Source organism: Shewanella sp. TB7-MNA-CIBAN-0143, assembly GCF_040310065.1.
GTDB lineage: Bacteria > Pseudomonadota > Gammaproteobacteria > Enterobacterales > Shewanellaceae > Shewanella.
On the sequence record NZ_JBEOPL010000019.1, the window covers coordinates 1 to 24,942 of the forward strand.

The 24,942-nt window shown below is 42.2% G+C and carries 25 protein-coding genes; 3 read left to right on the top strand and 22 right to left on the bottom strand.

The annotated features are described in order from the left end of the window. Positions 1 to 399 precede the first annotated feature (399 nt). The 20 genes from AAEY97_RS15435 to AAEY97_RS15530 all read right to left on the bottom strand — a co-directional run bounded on the left by AAEY97_RS15435 (position 400) and on the right by AAEY97_RS15530 (position 21,530). The gene (locus AAEY97_RS15435; protein WP_124730238.1) at positions 400 to 1,830 is read right to left on the bottom strand and encodes a sigma-54 dependent transcriptional regulator; all 1,431 of its coding nucleotides are present in this window, start codon (positions 1,828 to 1,830) and stop codon (positions 400 to 402) included. Between the two features lie 720 nt (positions 1,831 to 2,550). Then, positions 2,551 to 2,955, bottom strand: a complete 405-nt coding sequence (gene fliS / locus AAEY97_RS15440; protein WP_124730237.1) for a flagellar export chaperone FliS — start codon at positions 2,953 to 2,955, stop codon at positions 2,551 to 2,553. A gap of 6 nt (positions 2,956 to 2,961) precedes the next feature. Next, the gene (locus tag AAEY97_RS15445) at positions 2,962 to 3,306 is read right to left on the bottom strand and encodes a flagella biosynthesis chaperone for FliD, FliT (protein ID WP_350999823.1); all 345 of its coding nucleotides are present in this window, start codon (positions 3,304 to 3,306) and stop codon (positions 2,962 to 2,964) included. A gap of 87 nt (positions 3,307 to 3,393) precedes the next feature. Continuing rightward, positions 3,394 to 4,758 carry a flagellar filament capping protein FliD gene (gene fliD, locus AAEY97_RS15450; RefSeq protein ID WP_350999826.1) on the bottom strand — a complete coding sequence of 455 codons (1,365 nt, stop codon included), beginning with the start codon at positions 4,756 to 4,758 and terminating at the stop codon, positions 3,394 to 3,396. A 66-nt stretch (positions 4,759 to 4,824) separates the two neighbouring features. Next, a complete protein-coding gene (locus AAEY97_RS15455; RefSeq protein WP_350999829.1) occupies positions 4,825 to 5,274 on the bottom strand; it encodes a flagellar protein FlaG in 450 nt (149 codons plus the stop codon). A gap of 348 nt (positions 5,275 to 5,622) precedes the next feature. Continuing rightward, complete coding sequence (locus AAEY97_RS15460) at positions 5,623 to 6,819, bottom strand: flagellin (RefSeq protein WP_350999832.1); 1,197 nt, start codon at positions 6,817 to 6,819, stop codon at positions 5,623 to 5,625. Between the two features lie 285 nt (positions 6,820 to 7,104). Then, entirely contained in the window at positions 7,105 to 8,304 is a 1,200-nt protein-coding gene (locus AAEY97_RS15465) for a flagellin (RefSeq protein WP_350999835.1), read from the bottom strand. A 213-nt stretch (positions 8,305 to 8,517) separates the two neighbouring features. Then, positions 8,518 to 9,738, bottom strand: a complete 1,221-nt coding sequence (gene flgL, locus AAEY97_RS15470) for a flagellar hook-associated protein FlgL (protein WP_350999838.1) — start codon at positions 9,736 to 9,738, stop codon at positions 8,518 to 8,520. 10 nt (positions 9,739 to 9,748) lie between these two features. Then, positions 9,749 to 11,677 (bottom strand): flagellar hook-associated protein FlgK, encoded by a 1,929-nt coding sequence (flgK, locus tag AAEY97_RS15475; protein ID WP_350999841.1) that lies wholly within the window; start codon positions 11,675 to 11,677, stop codon positions 9,749 to 9,751. Then, a complete protein-coding gene (gene flgJ, locus AAEY97_RS15480; RefSeq protein WP_350999844.1) occupies positions 11,677 to 12,834 on the bottom strand; it encodes a flagellar assembly peptidoglycan hydrolase FlgJ in 1,158 nt (385 codons plus the stop codon). The genes flgK and flgJ overlap by 1 nt, the downstream gene beginning before the upstream one ends. 17 nt (positions 12,835 to 12,851) lie before the next feature. Then, positions 12,852 to 13,958 carry a flagellar basal body P-ring protein FlgI gene (locus AAEY97_RS15485; RefSeq protein WP_101085423.1) on the bottom strand — a complete coding sequence of 369 codons (1,107 nt, stop codon included), beginning with the start codon at positions 13,956 to 13,958 and terminating at the stop codon, positions 12,852 to 12,854. 10 nt (positions 13,959 to 13,968) lie between these two features. Continuing rightward, entirely contained in the window at positions 13,969 to 14,643 is a 675-nt protein-coding gene (flgH, locus tag AAEY97_RS15490) for a flagellar basal body L-ring protein FlgH (RefSeq protein WP_101085425.1), read from the bottom strand. 9 nt (positions 14,644 to 14,652) lie between these two features. Beyond that, the gene (flgG, locus tag AAEY97_RS15495) at positions 14,653 to 15,441 is read right to left on the bottom strand and encodes a flagellar basal-body rod protein FlgG (protein ID WP_123777077.1); all 789 of its coding nucleotides are present in this window, start codon (positions 15,439 to 15,441) and stop codon (positions 14,653 to 14,655) included. An 11-nt stretch (positions 15,442 to 15,452) separates the two neighbouring features. Then, positions 15,453 to 16,196, bottom strand: a complete 744-nt coding sequence (gene flgF / locus AAEY97_RS15500) for a flagellar basal-body rod protein FlgF (protein WP_101085429.1) — start codon at positions 16,194 to 16,196, stop codon at positions 15,453 to 15,455. Positions 16,197 to 16,494: 298 nt separating this feature from the next. After that, positions 16,495 to 17,880 (bottom strand): flagellar hook protein FlgE, encoded by a 1,386-nt coding sequence (gene flgE / locus AAEY97_RS15505; protein ID WP_350999849.1) that lies wholly within the window; start codon positions 17,878 to 17,880, stop codon positions 16,495 to 16,497. Between the two features lie 60 nt (positions 17,881 to 17,940). Further along, positions 17,941 to 18,726, bottom strand: coding sequence for a flagellar hook assembly protein FlgD (gene flgD, locus AAEY97_RS15510; RefSeq protein ID WP_162022646.1), 786 nt, complete (start codon positions 18,724 to 18,726; stop codon positions 17,941 to 17,943). Positions 18,727 to 18,749: 23 nt separating this feature from the next. Beyond that, positions 18,750 to 19,166 (bottom strand): flagellar basal body rod protein FlgC, encoded by a 417-nt coding sequence (gene flgC / locus AAEY97_RS15515; protein WP_101085435.1) that lies wholly within the window; start codon positions 19,164 to 19,166, stop codon positions 18,750 to 18,752. A 2-nt stretch (positions 19,167 to 19,168) separates the two neighbouring features. Beyond that, positions 19,169 to 19,567, bottom strand: coding sequence for a flagellar basal body rod protein FlgB (gene flgB, locus AAEY97_RS15520; RefSeq protein WP_182743881.1), 399 nt, complete (start codon positions 19,565 to 19,567; stop codon positions 19,169 to 19,171). A gap of 136 nt (positions 19,568 to 19,703) precedes the next feature. Then, on the bottom strand, positions 19,704 to 20,537 hold the full coding sequence (locus tag AAEY97_RS15525) for a CheR family methyltransferase (protein ID WP_101085440.1): 834 nt from the start codon (positions 20,535 to 20,537) through the stop codon (positions 19,704 to 19,706). A 72-nt stretch (positions 20,538 to 20,609) separates the two neighbouring features. After that, positions 20,610 to 21,530: a chemotaxis protein CheV gene (locus AAEY97_RS15530; RefSeq protein WP_162022644.1), complete on the bottom strand. Its 921-nt coding sequence runs from the start codon at positions 21,528 to 21,530 to the stop codon at positions 20,610 to 20,612. 369 nt (positions 21,531 to 21,899) lie between these two features. On the opposite strand from AAEY97_RS15530, the gene flgA reads away from it, so the two are divergent. From flgA to AAEY97_RS15545, 3 genes are all read left to right on the top strand, one after another. Next, positions 21,900 to 22,607, top strand: coding sequence for a flagellar basal body P-ring formation chaperone FlgA (gene flgA / locus AAEY97_RS15535; RefSeq protein ID WP_101085442.1), 708 nt, complete (start codon positions 21,900 to 21,902; stop codon positions 22,605 to 22,607). Positions 22,608 to 22,681: 74 nt separating this feature from the next. Then, complete coding sequence (flgM, locus tag AAEY97_RS15540; RefSeq protein WP_011636631.1) at positions 22,682 to 23,011, top strand: flagellar biosynthesis anti-sigma factor FlgM; 330 nt, start codon at positions 22,682 to 22,684, stop codon at positions 23,009 to 23,011. Between the two features lie 101 nt (positions 23,012 to 23,112). Further along, the gene (locus tag AAEY97_RS15545) at positions 23,113 to 23,586 is read left to right on the top strand and encodes a flagella synthesis protein FlgN (protein ID WP_182743882.1); all 474 of its coding nucleotides are present in this window, start codon (positions 23,113 to 23,115) and stop codon (positions 23,584 to 23,586) included. Between the two features lie 150 nt (positions 23,587 to 23,736). Here the strand turns inward: AAEY97_RS15545 and AAEY97_RS15550 are convergent, their stop codons facing one another. Beyond that, positions 23,737 to 24,297, bottom strand: coding sequence for a chalcone isomerase family protein (locus AAEY97_RS15550; protein WP_350999859.1), 561 nt, complete (start codon positions 24,295 to 24,297; stop codon positions 23,737 to 23,739). An 80-nt stretch (positions 24,298 to 24,377) separates the two neighbouring features. Beyond that, on the bottom strand, positions 24,378 to 24,857 hold the full coding sequence (locus tag AAEY97_RS15555; protein ID WP_350999862.1) for a DUF2947 domain-containing protein: 480 nt from the start codon (positions 24,855 to 24,857) through the stop codon (positions 24,378 to 24,380). Positions 24,858 to 24,942: the final 85 nt, after the last annotated feature.

The following is a 24,942-nucleotide window of genomic DNA, read 5'->3' on the forward strand; positions in this document are numbered from 1 at the left end:
TCTGCGCTCTAAAATCTAAGCAACACCTGGATCCCCGATTAAAGCATTCGAGGATGACGTGCAGGTGGTGCAACATCTAGGTTCTGGGGTTATGGATGCGAAGTACTGGACTCGGGATTCGGGATCCTGGGTTCTGCGCTCTAAAATCTAAGCAACTCCTGGATCCCCGATTAAAGCATTCGAGGATGACGTGCGGGTGGTGCAACATCTGGATACTGGGGTACTGGATTCGGAGTTCTGCGCTCTAAAATCTAAGCAACACCTGGATCCCCAATTAAAGCATTCGAGGATGACGTGCGGGTGCAACATCTGGATTCGGGATTCGGGGTTCAATAAACGAAAAACACATCCGAAGATGTGTTTTATTAAATCATTGCAAAAGCAATAACAAAGCAAATGTTAATCTTTACTCAAACCGTATTTACGCATTTTCTCAACGAGGGTGGTACGGCGAATACCGAGCATTTCAGCGGCTCTTGCCACCACACTGTCTTGCTGCTCAAGTGCTTGACGGATCATGTCGATCTCTAATTCTGCCAGTAAGTCTTTTAAATTGACCCCTTCTGGCGGTAATTCACTTGGGAAACGCGTTTCAGGTATTTCAACCGGTTCTTCATCACTGAATATTGATGCTAAAGCATCGCGCTCTAACTGCTCTTCACTGATTTCAACACAATACTCTGGTACATCAATGTAACGGTATTTATGCGGTAAATCATTTACATCAACCAATCCGCCGGGATATAAAATTGTTAAGCGTTCAACTAAATTAGACAGCTCACGCACGTTACCAGACCAGGGATGTTCTTTTAACGATTCAATAGCGCGTTGGGTAAAACGAACCTTACCACGGCCTTCATTAAACACTCGGTTAACTAATTCATGTAGCAATAACGGCACATCATCACGGCGCTCGCTTAACCCAGGCATCTCAATTGGGAACACATTAAGGCGATAATATAAATCTTCACGGAAGGTGTTATCTATAATCATGGTTTCAAGGTCGCGATGGGTCGCCGCCACAATACGCACATCAGTTGCTATCGTTTTGCTGCCACCAACACGCTCAAATACCTTTTCTTGCAATACGCGCAGCAACTTAACTTGCATCTGCAGTGGCATGTCGCCAATTTCATCTAAAAACAGTGTGCCGCCTTCTGCTAATTCAAAACGGCCTTTACGCGCGGATATGGCACCAGTAAAAGAGCCCTTTTCATGGCCGAATAATTCACTTTCAAGTAATTCAGCAGGAATCGCACCACAATTGACCGGGATAAACGGTCCATCACGGCGCTCAGATAAATAATGAATATTACGCGCCACGACTTCTTTACCAGTTCCCGACTGGCCTAATACCAGCACGGTCGCATCTGAACTCGATACTTGGTTAATCAAATGGCGGACTTTAGCAATACCTTCGCTGCGGCCTACCAGGCTGCGAAATAACTTGGTTTGATTACCACTGGTTAAGGTATGTTCGCGTTTAGCCTGGCCAAATACCTGGCAAAAATGCAGCAGCTCAGTCAATTGCGGATAATTTATCGGCTCTTCGATGGTTCCGAGCAAATTAGATAAATTGATGTCGGTGTCGCCTAATAACAACATCGGTTGCCAGGGCACTATTGCGGCAATGTTTTTGATACTCTCGACGCTGATATTTTCATCAACGATAACGACAGCGCGATACCGAGACTGTTCGATTAAGGCTGCAAAAGATTCATTAGAAACAATTTCGCACTGTTCACCTAGGAATTCCAAAATGCAGCACAAACGAGTCACGCGCTCTGATGGGGTACCGACAATTAAAATTCTTTGTTCTATTTGCATCATTCAGAAGGCCAAAAGCTCTTGTTATAGGTATTGATTCGGGATGATTATGCCGCATATCGCCACATAAACCAAAGTACATTGCCGTCATAACAACTGACAACACTGACATTATTCTAGCATTATTCCTAAAACAGCATCGTTAATCCGCTACATACAGTGAATAAAAACGAACTCGATGGTAAATAACCTCAGCTAGGGATAATAAATGGTTATCAAACAGCCCTTTGTCTCGCTAACTGTGTTGCATTGACTTGCAATAGGCTAGCTATTGGCGCGCCTATGCGCCTTGTTAGCAAAACAAATGACAAGTTTGATATGAAATAGGCCGCATGTTGTCATTTTGCCTTACATAACCCACATCTTAACCCGAGTTGAGGTTAAATATTGTATTATCAGCCCACTATAAGCAAGCATCAGTTACATATTATCTACAACAGATAGCATTTTATGTTGAAAATGGTGGTTTTTCATTCAAAAAATCTAATGGAGAAAATTTTGTTTCGGTTATGAGGATCATTTCGGTTATGAGAATCAATACACTCGCAAGAAACGCTCTCTCACGGAAAATAGATGATGCTAATGAATTAGCTTAAATTAAGTATTTGAAATGGATACATGAATTGCAGGTAATAAAATTATTTACAGGCTCAAAAACTAAAACAGATAGCAAAAAAAGACGCAAAGCGTCTTTTTTAGTTTACATACAGTTTGCTGTAACGATTAACTCGCTTCAGAAGTTAGCTCATGCATATCTTGTGGGATTGAATCCCAACCTTCTTTAATGGTTCTGAGTAAAGCAGAAACCTCTTCGAGCATCTCTACATCATTCGCTACATTAGCCTCAGATAATCGTCTTAACATGTATTCGTAAAGTGAATCTAAATTAGCAGAAACATCAGCACCCGCATCCATGTTTAGACTACCGCTCAACCCAGCAATAATACTAACGGCTTTACCGATATTCTCGCCTTTTTGCGCAGGGTTTTTCTGTTGAATAGCATATTTTGCTTGGGCAATACGCTGCAATGCGCCTTCAAACATCATTTGTATAATGCGATGTGGCGAAGCCACCGCTATTTCGCTTTCTAGCGAAACTTTTCGATATGACTGTAGTGAGCTTCTCATAAATACCTACCTATCTGAATCAATACTCTTATAAACATTAACTTGACGTTGGTTTTTTTTGCCTAGATGTATCTCAGAATGCAAACTGTTTAACACTAGCTTTGCTTTCACTTCAAGGCTTAATGTCAACTCCAATTGGCGTTGCAAATAGTCTCTTTGCACAAATGAATCATCTGCAATCAAAGCATTCAATAAGTTTTGACGCTTAGTTACCAACTCTTGCAAATTCAATACCAACTCATCAAATTCTTCGATGTCATTTTTGCTTTTTAAACGGTTCAGTACTGTCTTGCATTGTTCGCCGGTTGCATCCAAATCATCAATTAGCACTTGTTGCTCTGTTGTGGTCATTTGATTTTCATCTCGATATTATCTTTAAAAAAAATTGATTAAACAGATTGACTAAAAGGTTGTTCAAACGGTTAATTAACATTCTAATTAATTATTTTGACTCACAAGCCCAGGAAGTGAATCGAGTCGTGATTGTAAATCGGAACTCTGGGTACTTAATTGACCGACAATCAAATCCATATAGTTATATTGCTTAAACAAACGCGCTTCAAATGCCGCCATTTTTCGAGCAAATACTTCTCGTTGATCACTTAAACGCTCTAAGTTACCGTCTAGGGAGCTATCACGGCTATCAATAATAGAGCCGGTGCCAACATACGAATCAAGGTAACCGTCTAATTTGGTGGCTACACCGGTATCTTCGGTGGTAAACATTTCTTTAATACCAGTAACATTGTTTTTTAAAGCGGCGGTTAAAATCTCGTCATCTATTTCTAAGGTGCCACTGCGCGTAGTAGTAATGCCGATAGAAGCAAGCGACAAATTACCATTGGATGTTGCAAATGCTGATGAAATAACCCCACGTAATTGGCTCTGTATCCCGCGAGGTAACGAATCCCCTTGTAAAACAGCCGCTGTTTCAGTCGCAGCATTGTAACTGGTTAAATCAGTTATTGTTTTCGACATCGCATTAAACGCTTCAACAAACGATTTTATACCCGTTTTTATTGAGCCAGTATTTTGGGCAACGGTTAATGTGGTTGGCTTATCGATATCGGCATCTTTAAGGTTAAGGGTCACACCATCAATGGCACCCTCTACTGTATTACTGCTCGAAGTAAGCTTTAAACCATCAATATAAACAATCGAATCTTTGGCTGGTTGTAATTCAGTCATGGCAAAGGTATCTGCCAACACTGTACCTGCGCCGGTATCAGTTGCTGAAACAGTAATATTATTAGCGGTACCCGTTTTATTGGAAGTTAAGACTAATTTCGCACCTGCATCGCTGTTGACTATGGTCGCGGTAACGCCAACATTATCTTTAGCGGAGTTAATTTTAGACACTAACATTTGTAAAGTATCTTCTGTGGTAACAGCAACATCAAAGCTGTTGCCATCGACGGCAAAATTTAACGAGCCTTCATCTAAAGCCGCCGTCACATCGCTCACAGGCGCAGAGCCAACTTTTTGACTAACGGCGAGTTGTTCAACGGCAACATTATAACTGCCAGACACCGCACTGTTACTCACAGTCGCACTTAGGTAAGTACTCTTAGATAGCGAAACACTCTGACTATCAAATGAATCTGTTTTAGAGAGAAAGCTTAAGCTGCTTTTAAATTCAGATAACGAGCTTTTTAAAAAGCCAAGCGCTGATATTTCAGCATTAATGGCACCTTCTTTTGCGTCAAATTGAGCCACCTTAGGAGCTTGTTCCGAGCTAACTAAAGCCGATACAATACCGTTAATGTCCAGGCCTGAACCTAACCCTACCGATGTTAATCCCATATTTACCTCAACTTATTTCTTTAAAAAGTATCATTATCTTTTATCAAATATTCATCGCAAAACTAATTAGGCTTCGGTTCTCATCAACAGCCCTTTTACATCTAGCAATTTTTGCGCCAACTCTAACGCTTCATCGTTGGGGATTTGTCTTATCAACTCACCGGTATCGATATCCATCACTTTCACTACCGCCGAGCCTGAATCGTCATCAATCGAAAATGCCAAGCCTTTATTCATTATCGACATCACCTCTGACAACTGCTCAACCACTGCCGCGAGCGCTTCAGCATCTGATTGCTCTTTTTTAGTCTCGGCTGCAGCGTTAGCATCAGTCTGAGTTTCCGCTATCGTCTTGGTCAACGACACCTTGTCAACTTCGGGCGCATGAATGCTTGCTTCAGCGGCGATATTTGACACGCCATTACGACCCGGTAAAACATCGGATATTACTTCAGGTCTATTTGTTACCGAAGGGCTTACAGGCGAACTTGTAATGCCCATTGAATTATTGTCCATAACATCCTCCAATTGCCGCAATCATTTAACAACACATGCTAACACAACACTAAGGCCAAGCAGCTATAAGCTAGCATCAATCATCTATCTGCATTACTCACTTATATGCAACAAATACTAAGCGCCCTGCACCAAACACTAAGTACTAAGTACTAAGTACTAAGCAAAGTATCTAAGAATAATTGCTAATCGCATAAAGCAAAAAAGGAAGATTCAACTGTGAATCTTCCTTTTCTCTATTGCCGTTATATTACCGATTCACTCAGTGCGTAACAGTCAATCATCTACTTATCACTACCTATTACTTACTAGCTGTAACAATAGCACCAATAGTGATTTCAGTAGCGATTACAGTAGTGACAATGCTACCTGTGGTAACTGATTCGCCTGCGCTAACATTGCTGAAGATGCCTGAGATAGAATCTGCTGCTTACTCAACTGAGCACTTTCTGAAGCAAAGTCAACATCTTGAATACGGCTACGTGCATCAGAGACGTTATTTTGGATGTTACCCAAGTTATTGATGGTAAAGTCCATACGGTTTTGCACCGCACCCAAATCGGCTCGGTTACTATCAATCATCTCTATTGCTCCATCAATCACAGCTATCGCCGATTGAGCGCCGATTTGGTTAGATATATCGACATTTTTTATACTTGAAAGAGTAGCGGCTGATGCAGCTGCTGTCGTGATGGAGGGTGCTGCTGTTAAAGGGGCTGCTACGGGAGGAGTAGCACCATCGGATTTTTTTGAAGTATCGACTGCCAATATGGTGCCAACATCAATACCCCCGCCAAATACCAAACCAGTACCAGCGGCATCCTTCGCTACGGTTGCGCCTGTATCAGACAAAGCGTTATTGATTGCAGCTGCCAACCCATCAATGTCGGTAACGCCCCTTAGCTCAGTAGTCAATGTAGATTCAACGCCATCAGCTTTTGTATACTTAAACGTTAGCTCTTCAACGCCATCATTGGTAATTAACTCACCGACAGTGGTGGCATCAATAGCGCCAGTAGTCCCCATGCTAGTCCGACCAATTTTGTCGGCTGAAATATCTTTTAAACTAAGCGATATTGTTTCGTAGGCATTAGAGCCTACCTGAAAACTTTTAGATCCAAAATCGCCATTAAGGAGCTTTTGACCACCAAAGGCAGTTGTGTCTGAAATGCGGGTTAACTCATTACTTAAAGAAGTAATTTCTGTTTGCATCGCTTCACGATCAGCGCTAGAGTTTGAACCGTTAGCGGATTGTAATGACAAGTCACGCATACGCTGTAGAATGTTAGTCGACTCACTCATGGCGCCTTCAGCTGTTTGCGCAATTGAGATACCGTCGTTGGCATTTCGCATGGCGACACCGATGCCATTAATTTGGCTGCTCATACGGTTAGAAATCTGCAAACCGGCAGCGTCATCTTTAGCGCTGTTGATGCGCAAACCAGATGCTAAACGCTCCATAGAGGTAGCTGTACTGCTTTGGGCTTTATTTAGGTTGCCCTGCGCTTTCATTGATGTGACGTTAGTATTTACTGAAATAGCCATGATTTAATTCCTCGTATTCCTGACTGTAGACATTGCCTGTCTGTATTAAGCCAGGCGGATCATTTATTGGTTACAGTTAAGGTAACGGCATTAAAATCTAGAACTTTAGTTTTTTTTGCAACTACTCAAAAAAATTTCGATAAGAACGCAATAAACACCTACCTTCAATAAATTAAGCTTATTAAATAAAACCCCGCAACTTGAAGTAAGTGGCGGGGTTTACTAATACCCTTAATAGCTAGCGCTTAATACCTAACAACTAATGGTTAATGACTTAGCTTATTATTAACCCAGTAAAGATAACGCAACCTGTGGTAACTGATTCGCCTGCGCTAACATTGCTGAAGATGCCTGAGATAGAATCTGCTGCTTACTCAACTGAGCACTTTCTGAAGCAAAGTCAACATCTTGAATACGGCTACGTGCATCAGAGACGTTATTTTGGATGTTACCCAAGTTATTGATGGTAAAGTCCATACGGTTTTGCACCGCACCCAAATCGGCTCGGTTACTATCAATCATCTCTATTGCTCCATCAATCACAGCTATCGCCGATTGAGCGCCGATTTGGTTAGATATATCGACATTTTTTATACTTGAAAGAGTAGCGGCTGATGCAGCTGCTGTCGTGATGGAGGGTGCTGCTGTTAAAGGGGCTGCTACGGGAGGAGTAGCACCATCGGATTTTTTTGAAGTATCGACTGCCAATATGGTGCCAACATCAATACCCCCGCCAAATACCAAACCAGTACCAGCGGCATCCTTCGCTACGGTTGCGCCTGTATCAGACAAAGCGTTATTGATTGCAGCTGCCAACCCATCAATGTCGGTAACGCCCCTTAGCTCAGTAGTCAATGTAGATTCAACGCCATCAGCTTTTGTATACTTAAACGTTAGCTCTTCAACGCCATCATTGGTAATTAACTCACCGACAGTGGTGGCATCAATAGCGCCAGTAGTCCCCATGCTAGTCCGACCAATTTTGTCGGCTGAAATATCTTTTAAACTAAGCGATATTGTTTCGTAGGCATTAGAGCCTACCTGAAAACTTTTAGATCCAAAATCGCCATTAAGGAGCTTTTGACCACCAAAGGCAGTTGTGTCTGAAATACGGGTTAACTCTAATTGTAATGCTGAAAGTTCTTTTTGCATCGCTTCACGATCACCGCTAGAGTTAGAACCGTTAGCAGATTGTAGTGACAGGTCACGCATACGCTGGAGGATGTTGGTTGACTCGCCCATCGCACCTTCAGCGGTTTGCGCAATCGATATACCATCGTTAGCGTTACGCATTGCGACACCAATACCATTAATTTGGCTGGTCATACGGTTTGCGATTTGCAAGCCTGCGGCATCATCTTTGGCGCTGTTAATGCGTAAACCTGACGCTAAACGTTCCATAGACATGGATGTGGCACTTTGCGCCTTATTTAAGTTGCCTTGGGCTTTCATGGATGTGACGTTGGTGTTAACTGAAATAGCCATATGTAAATCCTCTTCTTAGTTGAACGCCAAGACTCGGAGCTTGGCTAAACGGTTAATCATGTAAACTGTTTAATGTGTGGCTTTTATAAAATGCTTATTTGCTTACTTAAAAAGCTTGTTAAAAAGCTCGTTAAAAAGCTTGTTAAAAAAGACCTTGTTAATTTATAAAGCTTGCTACAAAAGACCTTGTGTTGAACCAAATCTAAAGCTCACTTATATATAGTCAAACAAACTGGTCGAACTTACCTTACTGAACAAACTCGACGCTGCGCTGAGTGCGAGTTGTTGTTTTTCAAATTCAGTAATCGCTGAGGCAAAATCTAAGTCTTCTAACTTTGATAGCGCCGAGGTGTTAATCAACTTTTCGTCAATGTGATTGTCGCTGTACTGTTGCAACACTTTTAAACTGTTGCCGGTTACGCTTCGCTCTTGACTCATTTGATTGACGCCACTGTCAATGTTATTCAAGAGCTGTGCCAACTCTGCTTGACCAGCAGGTGTTTGTGCATCGTTGCCGCTTTCGAATAATGTGATAGCCTTGCTGAACGTATCGAAAATACTGACTTGCGGCTGTTCTTCAATGCTGAAAGTGTCACCAATTTCAGGCGTACCCTCTAGTTTAATTTCCATGCCGTTAAAGCTTATCGGCGCAGAAGCGTCAAAAGATGCTGGGCCATAAACAGAAGGATTTGCAGGAGAGGCGTTATCTGTCACCTCGACGTTCAGGCCACCAGCGCCGTCATCAGTGAATGCGAAGCTATATGTGTAGTCATTATCAACATAAGCCGCGGTATCAGTAACCTTGGCGCTAGTAACCACAAAGTCGCCTTGCTGTGATGACGAATAATTGACGCCATAATCGCCCATGGCATTGGGCGCGTTCATAAAGGCGTCGTCGCCTGGCACATTGGTATTAACTTGTACCCCTGCAGCAATATTGCTTTTACGAATACCGGAATCACCGCTGTAAACCACATCACCATTATTATTGAATGCAAAAGGTGCACTGTTAGTTTTATTGCCCGCAAAAATATAATTACCCGATTCGTCTTTGGTATTGGCAATGGACATTAATTGTTCAAGACTTTGACGCATGTCATCGGCAATCACTTGCCGCTCGGCGGAAGTCATGCTGCCGTTAATGCCGCGAAGCACAGACTCTTTCATGCTGCCAACTAAGGTATCGGCTTGACCTAACTGACTTTCGGCTTGTTGAATGTGACTAGTGGCGTAATCAATGTTTTTTACAAATTGATCTATCAAGGTATTTTTTTGCTTTAAGTTATCAATACCAATAGCCGCAACTGGGTCGTCACCAGCGGTATTAACCCTTTTGCCGCTAGAGATTTGCGCCATGATAGTGTTAGTGGCAGATTGCTTATTTAATATGCTATTAGTGTTTTGCTGAAACATCTGTCCGGTAGAAATTCTCATGATGTATCTCCTAGCGAACCGAGCTTAATAAAGTATCGAAAATGGTTTGTGCTGTAGTCATAATTCTGGCGGCTGCTTGATAAGATTGTTGAAAGCGCAATAAATTTGCTGCTTCTTCATCAAGGTTTACACCCGATTCACTTTGCACTCGGGTACTAGCTTGTTGATATATTGCCGTCGCCGAGCCCACGCGCACTTCAGCAGACTTAGTTTGGCTACCAATATCTAATTTAGTATTTTCAAACACGCTGGTTAAGGTGCCAGTGCCGTTATTCATCAATTTGGTGTCCGACAGCTTAGCCATTTCAACGGCATTACTGTTGTCGCCTTCGGCAAATGCTAAATCAAACGTGAATGTATCGGTAACACCAGCAGTGGATTGATCGTCAATTTCGAAACTAAAACCAAAACCCGTATTAATTTGTGGTGGAGTAAATGCGGTTGGACCACCAACGCTCGTGCCAGCGGCATTAAAAACTTCAAAAGTTTTTATAGCGGTATTGGTATTAACTCGAACCGATAGTTCACTTCCTGTAACTGGGAAGTTAGCGTCTGCACGATTAATGGCATTCACTTTTACCGCTAACTCACCAGAGTTGGTTGTATTTGGCGTAATTTGAGGCCCTGCAGCAGCAATGCCTTTAGGGTCGGTCATCACTACTTTTAAACCTGCAGCAGCACCAGCCGTTGGACGAATTTCAAACTTATCACCATCCGCTATTGGGCCGCCGGCAACATTAATGCTAAAACCTGCACTACTTGTTAATTGAGTACCCGATAATGTTAAGTTTGATACTTTTCCGGTTTGGTTATCTGTTAATTGGTAACCATTCGCTGTGGTAAAACTTAGTTGGTAGGTGCTTCCTGACAATGCGCCCACATCGTCAATATTGACCGACATGGCTGCCGTACCGCTATTAGTAGAATTACTTCCCGCACGGCCAGATGCCATTAATGGGTCGTTAATATCACGAAAAATATCGCTACCAACGTCACCGTTTAAATCAAAACCTTTGGATTGCATTTCATTAAAGGTGTCTGCTATGCCTAACGCTAATTGGCCGAGTTCAGTACTGGCCGGTAATAAGGTATCGTCCCTAAATGAAAATAATGCGCCAAGTTGACCACCCAGCTTAGACGGATCAACATTAAGGGTTTTGTCACCAATAGAAGCATTAATGCGCGGTTCATTTGGATAAGGATCGCCGGTACTGATGCCCATCGACATCGACACTTCACCTGACACCAACATTACTGAGCCGCCCAGCATAATTGACTTTGCACCAGTATCTAACGCAATAACATTAACCTGAGCATACTGGCTGAGCTCTAAAATGAGTGAGTCTTGTTTGTCTAGTACTTGGCTGTCTTGGTCTTGAGATTTCATCAACTCTAAATTGATGTTGCCTAGCTCTTTACTGATTTCATTTATACGAGTAGTAATGGATTCTATTTGGTTATTGGTTTGTTTTGTTTGGCCATCAAGTTGTGATTGCATTTGATTTAAGCCAATGGCCAACTGCTGCGCAGAACTTAAACTGTTTGTACGAATACCAAGATCTGTCGGTAAATCGGCCACACTATTAATGCTTGCAAAAAAGTTGTTTAGATTTTCTGGGACCATTTTGCCAATTTGAGAATAAATCTGATCTAACTCACTTAACTTATTGTAAGACGTTTCAGCAGCACTCATGCTGGTTTGGCCGATGCGTAATTCACGTGCAGCAAATTCGTTATAAACACGTTTAACATCGGACACATACGTACCCGTGCCATAAAAACTATTGCCCAAGCGTTGTGATTCTGTGGTTGCCTGAGTGGCAACTTGCCTGTTGTAACCTTCAGTATTAGCATTAGCGATGTTATTACTGGTCACCCCTAACTGAGCCTGAGATGCTTGAACGCCTGTGCGAGCGATATTGAGTAAGTCAATCGACATTATTTAGTCTCCACAGGTAATATAGATTTAAGGCCTTCTTTTACCGACTTCATCACATTGATGACTTTATTGGCATATTGAGGGTCGGTGGCGTAGCCGGCTTTTTGTAATGCTTTAATAAATTGAGTTGGCTCGCTAGCCACTTTACGTGCATCCTGATAACGATCGCCTTGATTAATAAACGACACAAAGTCATTAAAGCTCTGTTCAAGGTTGTCATACATTCTGAAATCCGCTTTTTGTTGCACCGCAATGCCCTTTTCAAATTCCAATGTATTGACTGAGGTTTTGTCACCTTGCCAACGCTTGTCTGCTTTAATATTAAACAGGTTATGACTCATGGTGCCGTCGTTACGGCGTACCACTTTTTGGCCCCAACCGGTTTCTAACGCGGACTGGGCAATTAATACCTCTGCTGAGGTGCCTAACGATTTAGCCGCTTTTTCAGCATGGGGATACAAGACTGAAATAAAATGTTCTGGGCTGGTAAATTGACTCACTGCAATGCCTTTAGCTTTAGGTACTGCAACATCTGTTTGCGGCAATACCTTGCCTACTTGTACTGCTTGACTGGCTAATTGCTCACCGCGTAATACGCTGTTTAATTGTTCACCGTCTAGCACATTAGTAAGTTGGGCTGACATTGGTCGCATCGATTCGGCGCTATCTATAACAGAATGGGCTGTAACAGAATGTCCGATAACAGAATGCGATGCGGCTATTTGATCTTTTGGCGCAATAATATCGAGAGTGTCTTTATCTAACTCTGTTGCTGGAGCAACAAACATACTTGGGTTAACTTTATAATCACTATTGCCACGTAATACCGATGCTGGCGTAATAGGGCTATCATCTGGGTCTAATTGCTGCACCATCATCTCAGCCAAGCCCAACATGCCTTTATTGGATAAATCGACTGACATTTGCTGATCGCGCATTTGTTCAAAAAACGCAGTGGTTTCACTGTTCATTGGATTGTCTGACTTAAACGCGGCATTAGCATCTCGCATGCTTTTCATCAGCATTTGAATAAAAATACCTTCAAATTGCTTTGCAGCTTCTTTAAGTGCCCCCTTCTCGTCTTTCTGGGCTTGGACACGAAGTGAATCTAGTCCTCCTAGATCCAGAAAGTTCGATGAAGCTGACAACTTTTCCATAGTCATTCCGACAATAATTAGATGATGATAAGTTCACCATGCAAAGCGCCTGCCATCTTTAACGCTTCGAGTATGGCAAGTACGTCTGATGGTGCTGCACCCACTAAATTCACGGCTCTTACAAGCTCATCAAGTGTGGTACCTGGATTAAACATAAACATACGACGATCTTTTTCTGACACATCAATCGTACTGTTTGTAGTTACAACCGTATCACCACCCGCTAATGCATTGGGTTGGGACACTTGTGTGGCTTCAGCAATGGTGACAGTTAATCCACCGTGAGTGACAGCTGCGGGTAATAACTTGACGTTTTGGCCAACCACAATGGTGCCGGTACGTGAGTTAACTATCACTTTGGCCGACTCTTCTGCCGGTATGACTTCAATGTTTTCTAATACCGATAAAAACGACACCCGCTGTGATGCATCGCGTGGCGCGCTCACTTGAATAGAAGTGGCGTCAATGGCCTTTGCCATATCCGGACCCAGTAAATCGTTAATCGCATCTGCGGTGCGTTTGGCGGTTGAAAAATCTGAGCGACGTAAATTGAACGTAAGGTAATCACCGCTAGCAAACGGACTAATAACGCTGCGCTCAACAATGGCACCACCTGGAATGCGGCCAACGGTTGGGGTATTTTGGATCACCAATGAGCCATCAAGTCCTTCGGCACTAAAACCACTGACAATTAAACTGCCCTGCGCAATGGCATACACATTGCCATCGACCCCTTTTAGGAAGGTTTGCAATAAAGTACCGCCACGTAAACTTTTTGCTTCGCCTAAACTGGACACGGTAATGTCAAGATTTTGACCCGGTTTAATAAAGGCAGGCATTTCGGCATGCACCGCAACGACAGCGACGTTCTTTGAATTAGGACGAACAGAGTCTGGTAAATTAATGCCGAAATTTTTGAGCATGGTTCTGAAAGTTTGTTCGGTATAACGGGTTTTTTCCCCAGTACCTGGCAAACCGACCACCAAGCCATAACCGATTAATTGGTTACTTCGCACCCCTTGAATACTGGCGATGTCTTTAATCCGTTCTGCATGTGCAGGTGCGGTTAGCATTAGTATTGATGCGACTATCGATACAGCCGACGTAATCAGTTTAATTTTCATGCATTACTCCTTAAAAAGGCCACCAGTCACTCATAAAGAATGAACTCAGCCAACCGACTTTTTGGGAGTCAGCAAACGTACCGGTACCGCTATACTGAATACGAGCGTTAGCCACTCGTGTCGAATCGATTGTATTGTCTGGATTAATGTCTTCGCTGCGGATCATTCCGGTGACACGAATAAACTCATCACCGTTGTTAATAGAAATCCATTTTTCGCCGCGGATCACCAAGTTGCCGTTACTGAGCACCTGGATGATATTGGCCGAAATACTGCCATCTAAACTGTTAGATTGATCGGCGTCAGATTCGCGCTTGGTATTCATGCTGTCGGAGTAACCCAAATCAATTGGGACACCACTGATGGAAATATTTTTACCGCCGGCATAAATGGGCTCTACGCTTAAGTCTGAGCCTTTTTTGATTTCGTTATTGGCGCTTTTCGACGCTTGAGTGGACTCTTTTAAGGTGACGGTAATAATGTCGCCGACGCGATGCGCACGAATATCGGAATACAAGCTTGATGCTTGGCTATCAAGATAAATAGATCCCGTTGGCGCCACCTGCGTCGGAACGGTATCTGGGTATACCGGCGCATAAAATGGGTCATCAGCAATCGGTTTCTTGGCAGTAGAACTACAGCCAGCCAATAACACTACTGAGGCTAACGCAATGTATTTAATCATGTTAGCTCCTTAGAGATTCTGATTAATATAAGACAGCATCTGATCAACTGCTGAGATAACTTTAGAGTTCATCTCGTAAATACGTTGACCTTGAATAAGGTTGACCAACTCTTCTGTTACATTCACGTTAGACGTTTCTAGTGCTCCTTGGCGAATAGAACCTAAGCCGTCTTGCGACGCTGTACCTTGAATAGGTGTGCCACTTGCACCCGTTTCGGTATACAAGTTTTGTCCTAACGGGTCTAAACCTGCCGGATTAATAAAATCGGTCATGGTTAACTGGCCAATAACTTGACTGGCTGCGGTACCAGGGGTTTGCACTGACACTTCGCCCGATGCCGATACCGTAATACTGGTGGAATCATCCGGGATGGTAATTGGCGGTTGCACCACATAACCTGAACCCGGGGTTACAATCTGACCAGTATCATCTAAGCTGAACTGGCCATTACGCGTGTAGGCTGCTGTGCCATCTGGCATTTGCACTTCAAAAAAGCCCGAACCTTCAATCATTAAATCTAATGAGTTATCGGTAGTCAGCATGTTGCCTTGGGTAAACATTTTTTGGGTAGCAACAACTTTAGTACCCGCACCAATGTTTAAACCATTGGGTAACTTGCTGTTGTCTGAGCTAATGCCACCGGCTTGATTAACCGTTTGATAAAGTAAGTCTTCAAATACCGCACGACTTTTCTTAAATCCGACAGTACTGGCGTTGGCCACGTTATTTGAAATAACGGCAATGTTAGTTTGCTGGGCATCGACACCGGTTTTACTTATCCATAACGCTGGATGCATAATAATTACTCCTAACTAATTCTCATCAAGGAAGTGGACGCCCGATCAATTTCTTCAGCGTTCTTCATCATTTTGACTTGCATTTCGTATTGACGTTGAATATCAATCATGGCGACCATTTCATGCACTGAGTTCACATTACTGCCTTCAACCGCGCCGCTTTCAACTTGAACGCCGGGGTCATTTGGTGCATTGCCACCCGCAGTTAAGCGAAACAAACCATCTTCACCGCGCATTAGGTTTTCGTTACCAGGATTAACTAATTTAATCCTCGCGACCTCTTCTATCACTTCCGCGGTTGCTCCTTGCGGACGTACTGAAATAATACCGTTGGCGGAAATTTCTATTTTCTCAACCGGGATGGGTAACACAATAGGACCCGAAGCTCCCATTACCGGACGGTTACTGCTATTTAACAACAAACCTGTACTGTCAATTTTTAAACTGCCCGCACGGGTGTATCCTTCAGAACCATCTGCCGCTTGCACTGCAAGCCAGCCATCACCCTTAACCGCAATATCAAGGTCACGACCAGTGGTTTTAATAGGACCACCGTTAAAATTACTGCCTGGGCTTTCCATCATCGAAAATACCCGTGTAGGCAAGCCTTCACCAAATGCCTGCATTGAACGGGCTTGGACCATGTCAGCTTTAAATCCATCAGTATTGGCGTTAGCAAGATTGTTCGCACTCACTGCTAGGGCATTCATCCCCTGCTTTGCGCCACTCATGGCAATATAAAGAAATTTGTCCATTTTTTGCTCCGTCAAACTTTCTGCAAAAACACTATATACACAGAACAAGCAAGCATCATGCCAATGAGATTTAATTTGTGTTGTAAGGAGGTAACTACATGAATCGGTTAATCAATAAAATTAGTGAATAACGCATGAGTGTCAAAAAAGCATCTATCAACACTAGTGAGGTACTAACGAGGAGTCACAAAGAGTAGCGAGGAGTAACAATAACAAGGATAAAGGCAAGGTGTTGCCGTAAACGGCAACACCTATTATCACGTAAACATAAATTGATAAGGTAAAAGTAAACGTAAACTTAGCGGATTTGTAATATCGTTTGATTTAAGGTGTTGTTGACTTCAAGCGTACGCGAGTTAGCCTGGAAGTTGCGCTGAGCCGAGATTAAATCAACCAGCTCTGTGGTTAAATCAACGTTTGATTGCTCAAGCGCAGATGAACGAATACTACCAAATGTACCGCTATTGGCCTCTCCCGCTAATGCAGCACCTGAATCGATACTGGCTTTCCAGGAAGTATTACCCACTTGAGTGAGCCCTTGTTCGTTAGCAAAACGAACTAAAGCCACTCGCGCTAACGGAACCGTTGAGCCATTACTGTAACTGGCGGTAATTAAACCATCTGAACCAATACCAACATTGGTTAATCGACCTACGGTAATACCATCTTGAGTTAATTCAGTGACTTCAAACGGAGAAGCATATTGAGTCGGATTATTAAATTTTATCGTAAGCGCTTGAGTACCATCGGCCCCAGGGCCTAAAGCACCTGCACCAGCAGCACCTAAAGCCTCAGTGGTAATAGTGGTAGGGTCACTGATAGTATAAGCACCAACAGAGTTAAACTTAAGCACCGCACCTGACCATGTGCCAACACCACTAGGGTTGGCAGCTGATGCGATCCCTGTTGCATCCACGAGACCATCACCATCAGTGTCAGTATCGGTATCAGTAATATATTCTCCAGCAGTTGTTACATCGACAGGATCACCATCAACAGCATAAAAAGCCACCCAATTACTTTCGCCAGTATGCGAACCACCAGTGGGTTTAACAAAGTAAGTGGTCATAATATGCGATTCACCTAACGAATCATAAATCGTCACCGAGGTGGAATTATTAAATGTATCAGAATCTGCAGGATTAAAATTAATTGGATCTAGGGCTATTTCACTCACATTGAGATTCATCTGCAAACCAACATTTTCAGTTTGCACTGGGCTACCCGCCGTGTCAGGAATCTTAATCGGTTGGGTTGTGGTTAAACTCACCGAGGTTGAGTTACCGTCTTCATCCACCGGGAAACCTTGTAAAAAATTCCCTGCTGAGTCAACCATATAATTGGCCGAATCAACTTTAAACGCACCCGCACGGGTATATGACTGATCTTGCGAACCTAATTCAGAAGAGGTAACAAAGAAACCACCACCACTGATCGCCATATCCAATGAGTTACTGGTAAATTGCAAGCTACCTTGATGAAACTGCTGCGCAACTTGTGTAGTAGTTGTACCGCCACCCACAGCCGTTTTACTGTTAGAAAAAATTGAATTGGCGTAAACGTCAGCAAATTCAGCTCGAGACTCTTTAAAACCAATAGTATTGACGTTAGCGATGTTATTCGCGGTTGTATTTAAATCTTTTTGCGCGGCAGCGATACCACTCAATGCGATGTTAAATGACATATTACACCTCTCACAATTAATTCATTTATGATGACAACTAACGATTCGTTGTTAGCCGTACTATGTTTCAGATACTGCGAGTACGTCAGATAACTTAATTCCACCTACTCCACGCAAATTCAAAATTGCTCCTGTTGCTACAGTGCCTAATGACACACTGGTAACATGAGCGTAAGTCGATACGGCTAAATCTTGTGACGTTCCATCGACTTTACCACTGGCCTTAATGGCATAATTACCCGCTTTAGCTGGGTTACCACTTTTATCTAGACCATCCCAAGTCACATCAACATTGCCGCCTTTACTGCCGTCAACATTAAAGCTCTTAATAAGCTGACCCGACTCGTCTTCAACCCTTACCGTAATCGTTTCAATTGCTGACGGCGTACTGATCACCCCTTTTATCTCAGAGCTTTCGGTAGAGATAGCGCCGGTATCAGAAGGAATGAGCACTTTGCGGCCAACCAAGCCTGAAGCTTGTAACGCCTGGCTAGAACTCATCACAGTATTAAGGTTAAGGATTTCATCATTAAGATTTGAAATACCATCGACTGTAGAAAACGATGCCATTTGGGCAATCATTTGATCGTTATCAACCGGTTTAAACGGATCTTGCATCGACAATTGCTGACTGAGTAAAGCAAAAAAATCTTCTTGCTTTAACATCTGATCTTTTGATTCAGGGATAGCGCTTTCTTCAGGCAAACGAATTCCGTCAAGGAAAGGATTACCCGTAGTCGTGCTGGTCGTATTTGTCTGTACAGAACTTTTCGTTGTAGCGCTAGTATTAGATGCACTACTGGATTGTTGCGGTAAAGACTGACTGTAAGAATTAACGAGGCTCATTGTTACCTCCTTGAATAATCATACTATTTACCCATCCTTAATGTCTGTTGCAACATAGACTTTGTTGCATCAGCCACCTGAACGTTCATTTGATAAGAACGCGATGCAGAAATCATATCCGCCATTTCTTCCATCACATTGACATTAGGTTTATAGATAAAACCATCACCATCCGCCATGGGATGGTCTGGCGAGTATTCTTTTAATAATGGCTTATTACTTTCGACAATGCCTTTAACGGTTACGCCAGGCGAACTGTTTTGCTGGCTATTGGCTTTTAGCATTTCGGCTTCAAAAACAGGATGACGCGCGCGATAGGTTTTATCGACACTGCTAGACACAGAATCAGCATTGGCAATATTACTGGCGGTGGTATTCAAACGCACTGACTGCGCAGACATACCTGAACCAGAAACATTAAAAATATTAAATAAACTCATAATTAATCACCTCGCAATGCTTTACGCATGCCACTAAATTTTCCCTCAAGAAAGCCTAATGACATTTGATATTCGAGCGCATTTTGCATAAATGCTGCTTGCTCTTTCTGCGTATCGACAGTATTACCATCGCCAGTATCAGCTTGATTTGGCATACGATATTGAACATGCTGTTGACTTAACGCCGTTAAATCAAAATGTTTCTCTGTGGTTTGGCTCATACTCAAGCCTTTCTGATGCGAGCTTGCCGCTTGCATAGCAGAAGCAAAATTGACATCTTGAGCTTTATAATGAGGAGTATTGGCATTGGCGATATTACTTGAAATCACTTCTGCTCTTTGAGCTCGAATGCCCAAAGAGTATTGGTGAACACCTAATGCATTATCGAAATTAATCGCCATAAAATTGCCTCCATCAGCTAACTGGTAGAAATAAAGCAAAGGTTATGCCAACAATTTAATTTATGAGGTAATAAAAGATAAAAACAAACATGCCGACGAATGCCGGCATGATAAATAGATTAAGCTATTATATTATCTAGGTTTTCTTTTGATAATAAATTCCAGGATTACAGCGAACCATATTAAATTCTTCGGTTAATCCCGCAAGAGATTCTGACGCACCCAAAAATAAAATACCTTTAGGATTAAGTGCGGCAGCAAATTGCCGCAAAATTTTAGCCTTTGCCTCAGGAGCAAAGTAAATCAACACATTGCGGCAAAAAATAATATCGTACTTACCTAATAGGCTATAACTTTCAAGTAGATTATGGGCTCTAAAGTTAACTAATCGCTTCACATTATCTTTAACTTTCATGTTACCCGAAGGTAAAGCATCAAAAAACTGACGTTTACGTTCTTCAGACAAACCACGAGCAAGTGCTAAACCATCATATTCAGCATTTTTACAACGATCTAGCATAGAAGGTGATAAATCTGTTGCCTGAATTGTCGCGCCTCCTGGTAAAGCACCAGGTTTACGTTGTTGATATTCCAACACCGTCATGGCCAACGAATAAGGTTCTTGACCTGAAGAGCACGCAGCCGACCAAATTTTTAATGGTCTGCCAAGCTTACTGTATTCAGGCAATAGAGTATTGTGCAGTAATTCAAATGGATAACGGTCTCGAAACCATAACGTTTCATTGGTGGTCATCGCATCTATCACTTCAGCGCGCAGTTGCCGTTCTATCGGTTTCATCGACTTTTTAACTACCTCAGACAAAGAAGGCAAATTATGCTTCCCCATCAAAGGCGCTAAACGACTGCGGACTAAATATTGTTTGTTCTCACCTAACACAATACCGCTATGCTGTTCTAAAAACAGCCTAAATTGATTGTACTCTGCTTCAGCAAGTGATTTATCTGTCACATTATCTTCCTAATAGGTAAGCCTATGAACTCAACCTCCAATATTTTGCAATCTTTTGCAATAATAAAAGGTTTATAAACTTAAATGTTTGTTAACCGCTGCGGCTAACTCATCGGGGTTAAACTTAGCAATAAAGTCGTTAGCCCCTACTTTTTGTACCATCGCCTGGTTAAATACACCACTTAATGATGTGTGCAATACTACTTTGATATTCTTTAATTTTGGATCATTACGAATTTCAGCCGTTAAGGTATAACCATCCATTTCAGGCATTTCAATATCAGAAATGATTAACGGAATTTCAACTGAAACATCATCCATTTCTGCGGCAATACTTTTCAGTTTTTCCAGCGCCTCTCTACCATCTTTAGCGGTATCGATTTGCAGATTTAATGACTCTAACGAACGAATAATTTGTTTACGTGCTACAGCAGAATCATCAATAACCATAATATGATAATGCTGTTCTCTATCAATAGTTAATGCTTCATTGAGCTCTTTACTGATAGAAGTCTTAACCGGTGAAATTTCATCAAGAATTTTTTCAACATCTAAAATCTCTACCAACTCACCTTCAATCTCTGTCACCGCAGTTAAATAAGAAGAGCGGCCAGAACCTTGCGGTGGAGGCATAATGGCTTCCCAATTCATGTTGATAATACGTTCAACTGAACTGACTAAAAAGCCTTGAATACTTCGGTTATATTCAGAAATGATAATAAAGCAATTTTCTGTTGATGTCAGTGGGCGTCCACCCGTTGCGGCACTTAAATCGATAACGGAAATGGTTGAGCCACGAATATGAGCAACACCTTTAACAAAACGGTTTAATTTAGGCAACGTAGTCAGTGGTGGGCATTGCAACACCTCTTTCACTTTAAACACGTTAATGCCAAACCGTTGACGGCCGCTAAGCCTAAACAATAGCAGCTCGAGTCTGTTTTGCCCGACAAGTTGGGTACGTTTATTTACTGAATCTAAAATGCTCGACATAACAAGGCCTTGTAGTTAACTGTCACCCAAAAGGATAAAAATTGTTCTTTGAAATTATAGTAAACCTTGGTTTAGCATAATACGGTTAGTACATATTTTACTGATGGTCACTCAATTTGAGTGTAAACCATCACCAATGTAACAAATACATCTCAATTTAATGAATCAAAAAGTGGGCATGCAACTTGCTTTAATTTTGTATAAATTAGCTCGCACTGTGAACTGACACTTTTTTGACGAAGGGATAATGTTATTCTTATGTCCCCTAGCCCATTTATTTTAGCTTATTGTGTATGCAGAGATTACTCGCATATTTTTCGTTTTTCAAAGTATAGGTGCATTCTGGCAAAACAAGCTAGTATCTTCATTATGAAAGTATTTTTTTTATGTTTTTTGTGTTCAATAACATTTTCTTTGCCTGCAATTGCTAGCGAAGAAATTATCACACCTTCACTATCGACCATTTATGCGTTAGCTAAAGAGGCGGTAGCCAAAAAAATTGATGCTGACTCAAAAGCTAAAGTGCAAATAACCCCACAAAACCTTGAGGGCAGAATCAGTCCACCAGCCTGTTACCCACCGATTAATGTCGAACTTGCCAGTGAAAGGGCTATTAGTCGAAATAACATGGTAAAACTCAGTTGTAATAGCCCAGACTATGACTATCCATGGCAAATGTATCTCTCTGTTCGAGTCGAAATCCAATACCCTGTTGTGGTAGCTAACCAACTATTGTCCCCAGACCAAATTATTGGCGAACATCATTTACAAGTCATGTATGTTGACCAATATAGCTTAAAAGGTCAGTTTTTTTCCGACACCACGACATTAATCGGCTCGCGGGTGAAACGTCGGGTAGCGAAAGACTCTCCAGTATTAAGTAATAACCTGTGCTTTGTTTGCAAAGGTGACACTGTTTCTATTTATGCTAAAACCACTAATGTAGAAATAAAAACCCTTGGAGAAGCACTGCGTGATGGCAATATCGATGAGGTTATCAGAGTAAAAAACAGTAACACTAGCAAACAATTCGATGCGGTTGTAATTGGCGTTGGCGAAGTTGAAGTAAGAATGTAAAATAGCGTTAAAGTTTTTTCCTGGGGTGCCGATAGCCTGATTGGAAAACCTGATTCATTACGCTGGAGCCTCCCATGGCAATTGATATTAAGCATAACACTGCTACCAATACACAAATGCGCACTGCACGTGACACGCAGTCTGCTACGCAATCTACAACTACTGCAGCCCCAAAATCAGCTGCACCGGTTAAAACAGATTCCGTTAGCATTACCTCTCAAGCTCAACAGCTTCAGAGCGCGCAAACAAAAATGGCATCGTTACCAGAAGTAGACCAAAAAAAGGTCGCTGAAATTAAGCAAGCAATCTCTGAGGGACGATATAAAGTCGATCCAGAAAAGCTTGCAGCGAATATTGCCAGCTTTGAAGCAGAGCTAGGCGGTTTATCGTTTGACAGAGAGTAACCGTTAAACGTTACTCTTTAACTTGTTTTAACGACACACAGATAATAGGTGCAAACTTGCATCATAGAGAAGTGTTAGTTAAAAAAACCTAAGAGTAATTTATGACAGAGTTAAACCAGCCATTACACAAGCAAGCAAGCGAAGATCAACGCAAAGAGCTACACCAACTGCTTGATAGTCAAAATCAGACATTAACGCAGCTGAAATCGCTTATTGTTGAAGAGAAAGCGGCATTATCCAAACAAGATGCCGACAAACTGCTGGCGCTTTCCAAAGATAAAACCCAGTGCTTATTCAATATGAAAGCCACTGACGAAAAACTGGCAAGCCACCCACAACACAATCTGCTCACCACCGATACTGAACTGGCACAACAAGTCTCACGAGCTAAAGCTATTCTCGCCGAGTGCAAAGACATCAACAGTCAGAATGCCAGCTTGATTGAGCTCAATATCGCCAGCCTCAATCGATTTGCCCAGGCATTACAAGCCAGCCGCAATGCCTCAAGCTTGACCTACAATGACAAAGGTAAAACTTCTACCATTTCAACACTGGGTAATGACTTTTCAGCCTAATAAAACTTAGCAACAGCCTAGAGCGCTGCGCTGCTAGGACGCTTCGCGGCTAGAGGCTATAAAATCTTAGCAGCGAAGCTGTCCCTAGAACCTAGCAGGACGTAGTCCGCCCTAGAACCTAGTAGTCCGCCCTAGAACCTAGCAGGTGATTTATTGAGCTAGCATAGCTTGGCGTAAACTTTGTTGTACCGGAGTTTCACCTAACCAAATCTTAAGTAAAGCCTGACGAAATGCCTCTCCAGCAATATCTCCCTGAGCATTACCATTTTTGATACTGCTCACGCCCTTGCCTTTTTGGGTGACAAAAGTAAATTGATCACCGTCGACAATTTCATCTGCAAACAATTGGGTAAAATGTTCAATATCTTTGGCAATTGAGTGTGTGTCATTGTCTGTAGCAGCTTCAAAACCGTCAGTAATGGCATCACGCATTTTGTTTGAAGTGATCATCCCAGAAGTAATCGTTAGCTGGATCACCGCTATCGGCTGAGTAAGCACATCTTCTAGAGTGTGCACTTTTGTTGGCAGATATAAACTACCCACATATAAATCCATAAAAAACTTATTGCGTACACCAGCGCCATTCAATATCAATGGCTGCTCTGCTACTGTCATTTGCTCTGCTACACCAACATCTGCAATCATGCTAGCTTGCGCCAACAACGGCATCATTAACGAGAAGCTCAATCCAATTGAAGCTAATAATTTCATATAAACTCTCTAAAAAACTGCAATATCAACGACTACACCATCAGCCGTTTAACCAACAACCGCAACTCAAGTCGGGTAATTTAACCGCGAACGCCTAATTTATATTGGCCATTCTGTAGAAACATCAATGCTTGCTTGTGCTTTGGCGAGATTAAAATTGGACCATCATCAAAAAATAAAAAGCACTTCCAATTACGCACAAACACATCCCAGCGAGTTTCAACTATTTGGTATTTTTCATAGCAAAAGTACACCACCGCATCATCAGGCCATTGAATATGCGCAATAATTGCTTCAGGCATCGCATTATCATTAGAATCCCATGCCGACTGCCAATGTTCAGTTGCCGCCCAAGCATCTTGCTTTATTGGCCAATCACCTTTTTCAAACAGCTCTGCACGACTGCTCTTATTGCTTATCCACTTATCCCACACTTCCATGGCACTTTTATCGGTCAATGGCTTAATCAAGGCCTTATCATCATCTGATACAGGCAAATCTTTATGGTTAAAAATCCACTTACGCTTATAAAGATCCAACGGAATATATGAATGTGACAAACAACTGCTCCTAGCAACAAAAAATGAAGTGCAATTATAACGCTAAAGCCGATCAGACTGCGATAGCGACAGACATAAATGATCT